Origin of the sequence: Lacticaseibacillus salsurivasis (assembly GCF_036246225.1) — a bacterium.
Taxonomy (GTDB): domain Bacteria; phylum Bacillota; class Bacilli; order Lactobacillales; family Lactobacillaceae; genus Lacticaseibacillus; species Lacticaseibacillus salsurivasis.
Genome location: NZ_BTTP01000028.1, coordinates 1 through 12,247 on the forward strand (window position 1 = coordinate 1; position 12,247 = coordinate 12,247).

10 protein-coding genes and 2 pseudogenes are annotated in these 12,247 nt (G+C 49.8%); 9 read left to right on the forward strand and 3 right to left on the reverse strand.

Annotated elements, in window-relative coordinates:
• Positions 1-815: 815 nt before the first annotated feature.
• Together AAA927_RS12360 and AAA927_RS12365 are read right to left on the reverse strand one after the other, a co-directional pair.
• On the reverse strand, positions 816-1,157 hold the full coding sequence (locus tag AAA927_RS12360; protein ID WP_338218106.1) for a hypothetical protein: 342 nt from the start codon (positions 1,155-1,157) through the stop codon (positions 816-818).
• Between the two features lie 2 nt (positions 1,158-1,159).
• Positions 1,160-2,029, reverse strand: coding sequence for a ParA family protein (locus tag AAA927_RS12365; protein ID WP_338218107.1), 870 nt, complete (start codon positions 2,027-2,029; stop codon positions 1,160-1,162).
• Between the two features lie 582 nt (positions 2,030-2,611).
• Here AAA927_RS12365 and AAA927_RS12370 point away from each other — a divergent pair.
• The 8 genes from AAA927_RS12370 to AAA927_RS12405 all read left to right on the forward strand — a co-directional run bounded on the left by AAA927_RS12370 (position 2,612) and on the right by AAA927_RS12405 (position 11,073).
• Positions 2,612-4,108 (forward strand): primase C-terminal domain-containing protein, encoded by a 1,497-nt coding sequence (locus AAA927_RS12370; RefSeq protein ID WP_338218108.1) that lies wholly within the window; start codon positions 2,612-2,614, stop codon positions 4,106-4,108.
• A 253-nt stretch (positions 4,109-4,361) separates the two neighbouring features.
• Positions 4,362-4,832 (forward strand): hypothetical protein, encoded by a 471-nt coding sequence (locus AAA927_RS12375; protein WP_338218109.1) that lies wholly within the window; start codon positions 4,362-4,364, stop codon positions 4,830-4,832.
• A 294-nt stretch (positions 4,833-5,126) separates the two neighbouring features.
• Positions 5,127-5,372, forward strand: coding sequence for a hypothetical protein (locus tag AAA927_RS12380; RefSeq protein WP_338218110.1), 246 nt, complete (start codon positions 5,127-5,129; stop codon positions 5,370-5,372).
• Between the two features lie 11 nt (positions 5,373-5,383).
• A complete protein-coding gene (locus tag AAA927_RS12385) occupies positions 5,384-5,827 on the forward strand; it encodes a hypothetical protein (RefSeq protein ID WP_338218111.1) in 444 nt (147 codons plus the stop codon).
• Entirely contained in the window at positions 5,820-7,076 is a 1,257-nt protein-coding gene (gene mobP2, locus AAA927_RS12390; protein ID WP_338218112.1) for a MobP2 family relaxase, read from the forward strand. The genes AAA927_RS12385 and mobP2 overlap by 8 nt, the downstream gene beginning before the upstream one ends.
• A gap of 52 nt (positions 7,077-7,128) precedes the next feature.
• The gene (locus AAA927_RS12395; protein ID WP_338218113.1) at positions 7,129-9,576 is read left to right on the forward strand and encodes a DUF3991 domain-containing protein; all 2,448 of its coding nucleotides are present in this window, start codon (positions 7,129-7,131) and stop codon (positions 9,574-9,576) included.
• 12 nt (positions 9,577-9,588) lie between these two features.
• Complete coding sequence (locus AAA927_RS12400; protein WP_338218114.1) at positions 9,589-10,458, forward strand: DNA/RNA non-specific endonuclease; 870 nt, start codon at positions 9,589-9,591, stop codon at positions 10,456-10,458.
• Positions 10,459-10,938: 480 nt separating this feature from the next.
• Positions 10,939-11,073 carry a hypothetical protein gene (locus AAA927_RS12405; RefSeq protein ID WP_272029365.1) on the forward strand — a complete coding sequence of 45 codons (135 nt, stop codon included), beginning with the start codon at positions 10,939-10,941 and terminating at the stop codon, positions 11,071-11,073.
• Between the two features lie 397 nt (positions 11,074-11,470).
• Here AAA927_RS12405 and AAA927_RS12410 read toward each other — a convergent pair.
• A pseudogene (locus AAA927_RS12410) lies at positions 11,471-12,026 on the reverse strand (ISLre2-like element ISLca4 family transposase); the annotation flags it as partial.
• 62 nt (positions 12,027-12,088) lie between these two features.
• Between AAA927_RS12410 and AAA927_RS12415 the strand changes: the two are divergent.
• Positions 12,089-12,247, forward strand: a pseudogene (locus tag AAA927_RS12415) (IS6 family transposase); the annotation flags it as partial.

Genomic DNA, 12,247 nt, shown 5'->3' on the forward strand with positions numbered 1-12,247 from the left:
TTATTAAGCGGCAACAAGTTCGTTCCGCAAGTTATCAGAGCACTCGGACAGCAGCTAGGACATTATACGGCATTGAAACCATGCATGCGATACACAAAGAAAGCCGAAAGAAGCTAGGCCTCTTCGGCTTTTCAGCGTATCAAGAAGTCGACCAATTGTTAGCGGCATAGGATACAACCACTAAACACAGTCACTTTGATCTACACTTAATTTCAACTTTGCACCAGAACCCTCGAATAATTTCCACATAACGATGAAGAAATACTTGAGAACAGTTATCACGTTGTTCATCTTTAGTCCCCCTCCTGTTGATGGTGGATCGTCAGTCCCCTTGGCACGCGGATTTTAAATCTGCCAATTGCTGTTCAAGAGTCAGCTTTTGTCACTGTGTGAAAGTGTAGCGATGTAAAGGTATAAAAGCATAAAAGTATAAAATCATAAAATCATAAAAGCATAAAAGTGTATCGAACCCAAGTTGTAGTTGCCAGTACCAAGGTACTACAATACCTTGGTACTGTTTGCCGTCGAGGACTCGCGTATACAGGGAATTATCCCTTTCGGGAAACGGGGATATTTCCCCATTTCCCTTTTTCGAGTGCTGTGATGCTTTGACGAAGATACATTTCGACCTAGAGGATAGTTGGCAATCTTTCCGAGTCTGTCTGCCTGATAGTCACCGGCGAAGCCAGGTGGCTATCAATAGCGATGCACCTCCAGCCAGCAATTGCGAAGACAGATATTTAAAGTATAAAATCATAAATGTATAAAAGTATAAAATTATAGAATCACGCATTTATGAGTGTCAACCCAACGGTTTATGACAGCGTTTTAGTCATGCTTTGTTTTGCCATTACATTAGCGCGAATTTGTTTTCTGACCGCTGATGGTTGTTCTTGTACATAGTTCTCTACAATATCCGTGAGTGCCTGGTATAGAGGTTTGTCTTGTAGTAAAGCAATTGTCTGAAGCGCGGTGTGCGTATCAAGGCCAATTCGGATTGACTTTGGCAATTCGGATGCTCGTTTACGACCACTGTGGTCCAGAATCTGGTCAGGCATCGTCCGTTTTTCTTTTGCTGCATTTTCAGGAGCAATGGTAACGGGTCTTGGTGTCTTGTTCTTTCTAAGACTACCAAGACCAATTCGCTCTTCACTCATGTTTATTTACCTCCTAAAAGCCTTTCGCGCTGTTCCAATTCACTAACCAGTGTACTGTAGAGTGCGTGCACACGCCGATCGTTAATGTCGCGCGGATTATCAGTAATACCAGTCCGGTCAAAGCGCTTGAGCCGGGCCATCTGCTTCACTTGTGTTTTAAACAAGTTACCGCTCCCAAACCTTTCGGCTGCATCTCCAAGCACGTCTAAGTCTAAATCCGCTCCATTTTGAAGTAAAACTGGAAGTATTCCTAACAGATCCACTTGCAGTTTGTAATCATCTTGGATTTGCAGTAAGTGTTCGACAAACTTTTCGGCACCCTTGAGTGCACGTTCTTGAGTCTGAAGAACCACGATTACAAAATCAGATGCCACGAGTGCTGAATCGGTATACTTGTTCAGTTGTGGTGGTACATCCAGTAAAACATAATCATACTTTGCCTTGAGTGGCTCAAGCAAGCTTGAAAAGTAGTGATCTTGTTCGTAGTCAGTGTCAAATTCTCGATACAGTAACCCTTCATATTGCTGAAGGTCTTTGTTCGACGGAAGCATGTCAAAATTTTTGGTCACTGGAATCAGGGATTGAGACAAGTCCTTATTCTCAATAGAGTAGAACAAGGTCTTTTTGAAGACCTTTTCGCCGGTGTCTTTGAAATACGCCACGACGCTGCCATCTGCTTCTTGTTCTAGAGAGACTGACTGAAACACCTCCGCCATCGTTGCAAGAAGTAGATCAGTGGCGTTTGCTTGCGGATCTAAATCGACGAGTAAAACTTTTTTGCCTTGCTTGGCGAGCGTGTAACTTAGCATGACAGCGTTGGTGGTCTTACCAACGCCCCCCTTAAAGTTGCCTGTCGTAATTACTTGGGTCATGTCAATTTCCTCCTCAGTATAAACGTATAATTATATAATTTTATACTTGTATACTTTTATACCCGAATGTTTCGAAGCGCTGTGCTTTAGCTTACTGGCTCAAGACTTCCAGTGAATGTCTAGGATCTGAATGTTTTATACTTTGGCATAAAGTATAAAAATATAAAAATCCAAAATCATAAAAGTATACTATATGTAACAACTAAAGTATAAAACTTTGAGGAACACTTGACAAGCCCTGATTTCGAAAGGTACATTAAAGGCACGTTGGGAAGATTGCTCAATCATTCTTAACGTGTTGCACAAAAAAGAGGCCGGTTGCAGCCGGCCTCAAAAAACATTGTCATCCAGTTTAGAAGGATCCAGAATGCTTGCCTACTCCATCAAAAGTATTTGACAGGCACTCTTATTTGCATGTACCTCGCCTCTCGGCTATACTCGCATTGTAACACGAATATAGCTAAGTGCAAGACTACCCACTGCCAATCGGTAGCCTCTGCACTTCTTCCACTAGCAGGATGGGCGAGATCTTAAACTCGCGTATCCTTTTTTTCGTACCTTGGCTAGGAAGGAGCAGTGCAGATGAGTCATGCAGCACAGCTAATTACCGAAATTCTACATAACGCTTTACCATTGCGGCGTACCAAGGGCAGTCGCCTGGCTATTTCTCACCGTTCCGTCGCTACTGCCGCCAAGACTGGGGCGGTCTTTATCGTCAATCATAAGGACCAGCTTCAGGATGCTCGCGGCCTAGTCGTGACCTCTCAAGAAGCCATCCTAGATCACGAAGGCGCGTCGCACTGGACTCCGAACCTTTTCCGCTACGGGACGTACTCTAAGGCTGGGGCTATGATTGGGCACTCGGAAGACAATCTGAAGGCTATCAATGCTTTTGTCGTCGATGCCGATTGGACTGCTGATAAGTGCCCGAATCCATTACAGCTGGATGAGTCCTTGTTTTGGATTCAGCTAACAGATCGCTACATGCTGATGCCAACAGCTATTCTCGCCACGCCTCGCGGGTATCAAGCCTACTACGTGCTCACTAGTCCGGTATGGATGAAAAAGCAAGAGGACGGCTATATGCCGGCCTTGGCTGCCGCCAAACATGTGAGCGAAGCTATTCGCACCACTATCGCCGAACGGATCCCTCAAGTTGATACTGGGGCAAACCACTTCGGCTTTTTCCGTATGCCGCGGGTCGGAAACCTGGTGCACTATGAGCCAGGAATGACCACCAGCTTCAAAATGTTGCTGAAGTGGTCGAAATCTGAGCACTCCGTGTCTGAGGTTGGCGCTGAGAAACGTGAGAGCGGTGGATACCAGGCGCAGACCCGTAGCGGGTGGTTTAAGGCGCTCACACAAGCACAGATCCCGTGTGCTGAGCACTCCGGGTATGGCCGCAACAACACACTACTGACGCTTTGCCTGGCCATGTATGGATCCAAGCAATCGCTGGATGAATGCTACTACTACGCCGATGAGTGGAATGCGCATCAGAAGCAGCCACTGCCCGTTCGTGAAGTACACAGCATCGTCAAGTCGGCCTACTCTGGTAAGTATGCTGGGGCATCGACGGCTTATATCACTGAGCTGGTCGCCGAGTATGCACCGTATGCCCAGGGAAAGCTAACAGCTAACCGCTGGACCAAGTTTGCCAAGCCGCGTGCTGAGCGACAATACAGCCACCTGTGGGAGTGGGGGCAGGATCTATTACACCTCGTGGAGTCCAGTGAGGCATCAGAGCGGGTGAAGGGGCATGCCTTCTTCACTAGTGCCGTCCTACAAGACATTCTTGGTATCAAATCCCAGTCGCTGACGCGGCTTTTGAATAAGCTGGCCGCCCAGGGCGTCTTTTCTGTGCGCCGGGTGCGAGGCCGGGCCGGGGGCATCTACATTGCTACGGCTCGCATGATTGCGCAGTACGTGAAACAGAGTAAACAGAATGCAGCCACGCTTGTGCCAGGTGACCTGGTCGCGAACGTACAGCGATTGCTGCGGATCGGAAGTCGCAGCGATTCTAAGCCACAGACGTTTCAATTCGAGGCGCCGCCAGCCCCCGCTGCACGCGGATTTTAAATATGCCAATTGCCTTAACAATATCTAGTACCGCCCTCTCTTTTTCTCTGGTCTTGTTGTTGGATATTGTAGCTCGTTGTATAATCGGTCTACGAACAAATGTTCCCGGTTTAGTGAGTAGTGATTTGTTGGTGTGGGGGGTGTTAATGTTTCGGCATGATCTGTCGTAAACAGTTGATAGGTTATGTTAGATTGGTTCTTTCTGTATTAGGTGACTAGTTGTAATAAAAAGTTGCCAGCAAAGCTGGTTCAAGTGAGCGAAGATTTCTACGCCTTGGTTGTGAAGAAGTTGCCTGATAACCAGACAAGTCTGTACGTCGCTATCGGAACAAACAAGCAACTAAACGGCGGTCTTTCCATGTTATCTTCGCAGCCAATTAGCATTCAAAAGGCCACCAGTTCAGGCCGGAGTTCAACACCATCTGATCACGTTTTGGAGCAGGAATACTTCAGCTACATGGTTCATTTTTACGGCAAGCGCATCACCACTTACCGTCAAAAAGTGAAGGACGCTGACGCTAATATCGCCACGCTCAAGGCAACTTTGAAGAAGCAGAAAGCTTCGCTTTCCGTTCAAACTGGCTCGCAAAAAACTGCGACAAAGCAAAATATTTCGGACACCGAAAGCTCTTTGAAGACGCAGCAAACCGAACGAACATCTGCACAAAAATCAATCCAATCTGCACGCGTTGCACGTGAAAAGTACCAGAAGCAGTTGGAATAGCATGAAAATCCCTGTGGGTTTTTCACGGGTTATCGTGGGCCTTGCTGAAAACGCGTGGGCGTAGGCGTTTGAATCGTGGGTTTGGGTGTTTTGCGCCAGTGGGCGTAATGACCTAAATCGTGGGTTTCTGTGCTCCTTTATGGGGCCTTGATAAATCAACCCGCACTGCGGGTTTCACCACTTTGTGGGGACAGATCTCTATTATGCTCTTTCAAATGGCTTGGGCTTTTCGCCCCAGCCAGGTCTTTGAACCGCTCCGCCGCAAGCGGCAGTAGAAAACAGGAGGCGATTACGTTGACGAGCGAAGTCAAAATTAGAGGTATCTCTGGGGCTGATTTGAGCATCATTGACACGATGGCAAAAGAGAAAGCAATGTCACGATCAGCATATCTGCGATGGTTAATCCACGCACACGCGACTCACTATTACGTTGACGATGACAAGCAAAATATGTCGGAGGTGTTGAAACAGAACGAGAAAATATTGACGGCTGCGACTGAAGCTCTTAACAGTTTCACCAAAGTATTACAGCACGGATAAGGAGGCCAGCAATGACAAAAGTTCGGAAGCACATCATGCTTGAGGATACCTCCAAGGATGGACTGTCTTGGGAGTGGCTAGCCGACTACATGAAGGGAAATGGCATCCGTACGCTTGGTGATGGACTGCAACATCTCTTTGTAGAATATCGGCAACTGCAACGGCAGGTCGCTGACCAAGAGAACCTTGCAAAAGCAATCGCCAAGGAGGTTAAACCTCAGCTCGATCCGATTCGTATTCGGACGGGCTATGTAGACAAGAACGTGCGTGTTCTCACAAATTTACTCAACTCGTATTTGATTATCAGTGGCATGGAAGACGCAATTCCGGTGACCGATGTTATGGCGGAATCTATTACCGCAACACAGAAGCAGGTCGCGGATCAGATCCATGCTTACCAGGTCGCACGTAAGGATAAGCTAACGAGATCGACGCGGGGTGATGAGGATGAGTAAGTCACCCGGCATCGTGACCGTAATGAAATTTGTCCCAGCAGCCGACAAGAAGTTCAGCGGTTACGTGAACTATATGGATAGGCCGGACGCAATGCGCGGTGATCACTTCAAGGACTGGAACGTTAACCGTTTCGACGGCTATAACCACTACATGAATAACCCAGAAAAGAGCAAAGGGTTGTTCACGGCAGGTAGGAATTCTTTAACGCAGGAGGAACGCACCGTGCTGAAACGGCAATTTGCGCTCGCACAGAAAAATGGCTCGCTAATGTGGCAAACCGTGGTGAGTTTCGATAACCGCTTTCTCGCAGACCACGGGCTTTATGATCTGCAAAGTAAGCAGCTCGACCAGGAGAAAGTGCAAGAGACAATTCGTAATGGCATGAGTGGTCTTCTAATAAATGAAGGTTTAGCCAACACGGCGGTGTGGTCAGCATCAATTCATCTTAATACCGACAACATTCACGTGCATATTGCTTTTGTTGAACCCGAACCAACCCGCCAGAGTATCATGATTCATGATTCCGAGGGGCAGGCAAAAGAAGCGGCAAACGGAATGGTTAAGCGCTCGACAATTTCCGCCTTTAAGTCGTCAATCGCAAATGAGTTAATCAACCGCAATCAGTCGCTTGCTCGTCTCTCTAGCCTGATACGTAATGAGCTTCCGCAGCATGACTATGACTGGAGTAAGCTCCCGGACTTTGACTTGCTGCGATTGTACCAACAGATCTACAAAGCACTTCCTGATGACAAGCGGAAGTGGAAGTACAACATGAACGCGCTCCAAGAAGTCCGACCGTTGCTCGACGTCTTTAGCTCCAAATTCATGCAGCGGTACCACGGAAAAGAGCTGCAAGAGTTTGATCAAGCACTGAAGGCCGAGACGGATTTCCGTGAAGCACTTTACGGTTCTGGGCAGGAAGGCAAGGAGGCTGGCCGGGCGAAGGACTACGAATACGGTAAGTATGATGAGTTGTACGCCAGGATGGGAAACTCGATCCTGAGCGAGATGAGAAAGACAGACGACGCGGTTTATAGGAAGAAGCATCCGAACGGGTCCTCCTACCACAAGGCCCAGCAAGGCCAACCGAACCAGGGCATCTTCCAAGCCTTGTCTTCAATCCGCCGGGCTCTTTCCGGCGACATGAAGGCGCGTGCGAAAGCACAGCGTGACTATGAACGAATGCAGGATGAAAAAGAAGCTGACCGTCAGCGTCAGCAGAATCAGGGCTATGGCCCTGAACGATGAATCGCAGCCAATCAGGTTGCGATTTTTTTGTGCTCAAAAGGAGGAATGACAGATGGCAACAGAAGCAACGATTACGCCGGTCACTGATGATCAAATTCTCAAATACTTGGCCGACATTGGCGATGAACTGACGACCAACCCGCGTGAAGGCATCTTTGTTTTGCGCAACGGCAGCATCGTCAGTGGTCAATATGAAATGGGAACCCGTGGCGTCAATCACAACGACCTTCTCGGCCTTTTCCCAGGGGTGGATGTAACTGATGGGCACGTCGAACCATGGGGCCAAGTTCATGCCGCAACAGGCGTTGTGCGCCTGGTCGCTGAGTCTGGCAAGGCACTGATCATGGAAGGCCAGGAGCTGACCGCAGCTCAGCGGAAGGTCGTGCGTGATGGCAGTTATGAAGTAGCGGCAGCTACACCAGCCGTTACGCTGGCACCCGCAGCCGATCAATTGCAGCCGCAGCAATCAGAGCAACGAGACCCGGCAGCGGTCGTACCAGAGGTACCACACGCGGCAAAAGGAAACCTGGGCGAAATCATGATCAAGTCTGATCAGGCCAGCGCGTGGTGGCTCAAACAGCTTCGTGAACACGCAGGTAAGGCCCTCAAAATCACTCAGGTAGACGTCAACGGCGAAGAGCGTCTGTATGCAACGCTGACTAAGAGCAGTCGCCCGAATGTAGACCTACAACTGACCAGTTTTGCCAAGGATGGCGGACCGCAGAGTCATCTGGAATTTAGCCAAGACGCGTTGAAGGAATGGGGAAACAACGCGTTGCTGAGTGAGTTGCCGCATTCCTCACCGGACACGCACTACCTGGTCAATTGGGAAGAACCAACAGTAGAGAAGGCAAAACCAAAGGCCGCCAATAAGGGCATCACGGAGAAGATGATCTTGCACGCCAAGACCGTTTCGATTCTTGATGTTGCCGCTAAGAACGGCGTGAACCTGGTACACGATGGGGGCGATTATTGGTCGTGGGATCAGCACGACTCGCTCAAAGTTAATGCCCGGAAGAACCAATTCATTTGGAACAGCCGTCAGGTGGGCGGGTCAACCATCGACTTCATGATGAAGGTCGTCGGCGTTGATAACTTCCAAAAGGCAGTGACGGCTTTAAACGATGACAGTCTATCCACCACCAACGTAACGGCTGAAGACCGGCAGCCTTTTGTATACGACATTCAAAATTCTCAGGACTTTACCAGGGCCCGCGATTACCTAACGTTGGCGCGCGGCCTGAATCCCTCGATTGTGGATCAACTGCACCAGCGCGGCTTCATTCAGCAGGACAGCAAGGGCAACGCTGTGTTTGTCTGGGCGCACGACGGCGAGCGCGTTGGTGCTTCGATCCAGGGCACGACAATCGACAAGAAACGCAATGGCCCACGCGGCACCTTTAAACAGATTGCCAAGAACTCAGAGCAGGACTACGGGTTCAACTTTTCCATCGGCCGCCCGAAACAACTGTATGTCTTTGAGTCACCAATCGACGCCTTATCCTACTTGAGTCTGCATCCACAAACTAGAGACACCATGTTCTTTGCGATGGACGGTCTTAAGCCTCAGTCAGTGATTAAGGCTATGGTCTACTATCACACCCGCACCGGCAACGCACCTGAACGCGTTGGGTTTGGTGTTGACAATGACCCGGCAGGGCACCGCTTCTTTGATGAGATGATCAACAAGCACGCTTTTGTGAATGTCAAAACTGGGGAGACTCTTCCATACGGGCACTTCATGGTTGATAACCTGGCAATCCCGCAAGCACGGCTGAAGGTTCTGCAACAGCAGGCCGCGGCAGCCGGGGTCCCATGGGAACCGTTAGCGGCCCTGGATAAAGTAGAGACCAATTTCCACGACGATAAGGAGGTAAATAACTGGTTTGGCCTGAAGGGTGGTTTCACTCACGGCGATGGCATGGCGGCAGGTGACGCTTATGGAGAACGTGCGGGCCAGCTGGCCAGTCTTATGCACGACTTGACCGGGCAAAATGGTCTGGACTATCAGGCGTTGATCAAACGCCTGGATCCGGCTCTCGATTCAACCATGCAACAGGCAGTAATTACCAAGATAAAGTCATATACCGGGCAGTACGAAAACCTGGGCGTTAAACCGGTAAGGTATCAAATCAAAGATTGGAACGATCGGCTGAAGCAGGTGCAAAACGAGAGCGGGTTTCCCTCCCGCGTGATCGACCGGATTTATGTCAAGAAAGATGACGAGAACGCGCTCAAGGTGATTCAAGAACGGAACCAAGATGGTGAAGACCACTTAAAGGCCGTACAGGCGAATCAACTCAATAAGGGTTTGTTTGAGGCTGACTCGCCGCAGGAGATGGCCTACTTGGTCAAGACCTATGGTTATAGCGCCGTTGATAAAGAGGACGAGCGAAAGTACCAGCAAGCACCAGACGTCAAGGCAGCCGCTCCCCAAAAGCAAGCCTCAGCACTAGCTCAGCAGGCCACACAGGCCGCCGCTCAAGCGGTCGCACAATAGGGGCAGGGAACAGTGAATAGTAGATATTGGTGCCGCCTCCTGGCACTGACGGCCGCCCTGATCGTGCTCAGTGGCTGTAAGGCAGTTGATGGTTTATCTAGCCTCCTTCCAGGAGCCACAGTAGAGAACAGCAAGGCCGACAACGCTTTAATCAAAACACCCTTCAGCATTGAAAAGTACCCGCAGAACTACATGGTGGTGAGCAATAACAAACCAGTGTTTGAAGGCGCGTTGGTTCGCACCGTAAACCGCGATTTGAAGGAACCTAGCTATATCACAGCAACAACTGATTACTCGGCCTTAGATCGCGCCGGAAGAACTCAAAGCGTGACGGCAATCGTCACCTATCAGTCGATGATGTTTCACAGCAGTAGTGTTGTCAGCCGGCCCGTCTTCCCAGAAGAAACGCGAGTTTCTGGCGAGTATTTGCACGCCAAGTACACGGCAACGAAAGACTCGGTAGAGAAGGAGTGGCACGGCGGCACTAACAACAACCGTATCGTGCAACTCACGGGGTACCAGGGATACTTGTACAACAAATCGCACCTGGTCGCCTGGTCACTCAATGGAGATATGCAAACCCACAACGTGATTCTTGGCACGCGGGCACAAAACGTTGGCACCAACGACATTCGTAATCCCGGGGGCATGGCCTATCCTGAAACCCTCACATGGAATTACTTGCAGGCACACCAGGACGAGGCGGTTGCGTACCAGGCAATCCCTATATATAGTAGGTCGGAGCGGGTCCCACGCGGTGTACAAGTGATTGTGCAGTCCCTCAAAGACCCGAACGGGTTGCGGCTAAACCTCTGGATCTTTAACCAGCAGGCAGGAGTCAAGATCAACTACAAAACAGGGCAATTCAGGTTGGAACGCTAAGTCACTGGAGAGCACGCCCTTGGCAGCCTCCTTTTGGCTGATCACGCTGTTTCTTCTATTGAGCACTGTAGATCGGGTGCGTACCCGATCTATGCCGCCGCGCGGGCAGAAGGCGGCCTTGAGTGAAAATAGCGAGTACGGCTGATTTTGGCCGTGCCGCGGACTAGGTTAATAGTTTTCTGTTTGCATGCTCAGAGATCATTGTTGCCGGTTTGGCGAGCGGGCGTGGCGCCGCCAAACGCGGCCGGGACGGCCGCTTGTGCTTCGCCTTCTGCCCGCGCGGCGGCTACCTTGAGACACGAATTTCAACATGTAAAAAGCCGTCAAACGCCTGTGGCTCTAAGCGCTTGGTGGCTTTTTTGTGGTATAATAGAGGAAGGAGAAAAGTTAATGAGCGGTGGTATCTTCGTATTCGAGAGAAGGTGAGGCTTATGGGCGTAAGGTTCATAACCTTGAATTCCAACGAAAGGAGGTACGGGTTTGCTTATGATTGGCGCTTTGGCGACAATCACGGCCTTTGTCAGTGCGCTAGCTCTGCTTGTCCTCGCGGTCACGCGATTGGTCAACGCAGTACGCCAACTGATGAAGGCGATCGGCTTCGGCCGGAAAAAATAAGCAAACTAAAAGCCGCTTCGACTTTGGCGGGCGTCGCGGCTTTTAGTTTGTGATAGTTTGCCACCGTTCTTTAAACGGTTCTGCTGTGGAAGGGCACTCCTTATGGGGTGCCTTTTCGCTTGTCTTAATTATAGCATGGCTTTCCGGTTAAGTGAAGTCAGCCAAGGGACGCGTATGTGTCAAGTCTTTCTCGGTTCCACTAATTGAACTATTCTTTTTTGCTCGACTGCCGGCCAGGACGACCTCCACAGGAATTGGCGTGGAACGGGGTGGGCACGACTTTGAGCCTCGCTTTGCGAGTCTCAAAGCTCGGCCTCTGTGTAGGCGATAAATCGCCAACACAGACGTCACCCCTGACGCCATTCCTGCTCCGGTCGTCCTGGCCTACTGAGTGGGTTCAGTTGAAGATGTGTGCTTAGGTGACCAGTGCCCGAACTAGTACTTGCGTACAGCGCTATACGTCCCTGATAAGCACCCTGGTGCGTTGTGGGCGCTGGCCCAAACAGCTGAAGGCTCCGAAGCGTGGTCTTCACTTCTGGCTTGATTTGCGTTTCCAGAAACGCCGTAGCTTCCAGACTGCTGAGGTAATCATCGTTCTGCAGCGCGTCAATGATCCTCAACTCTGCGATCAGACCACTTCTTGTCCATGAACGGCCCTGCAGCTTGGTCCGATACGTATACCGTCTATGGTTAGACTCACAGCTTTTAAGTCCACGCCGATCCAATTGTCGATTCGAAAGTGCCTCGATGTAAGGCCAATTTCGGTCAAGATAGCGCCGAAGCTTGGTGAGATTATCGAGCCATTCACTGCGCATTGAGTCCCCTGAATCGGTGTCTTGAACCATGCTTTCCGCGGTATCCAAGACCATCTCTGTTCTGGCCTTGTTGCCAGTCCAAACTGACTTGCGGAGTAGGTCTTGCAGATCACGTGGCATCATACTGAACCGGGTTCTGGTGCAAAGTTTACTCAGGGAGAGTGCATCCTGTATCATGAATTGAAACTGGAGGTTTTCAGATGACTGATCATTTTAAAGGACGGCAATTCAATCAATCAGTGATTACTTTTGCCGTAGGCTACTACTTGCGTTACAACATCAGTTATCGAGATCTAGTTGAAATGATGCGCGACCGTGGTATTTTCGTGCATCACACAACCCTCATGCGTTGGGTACAA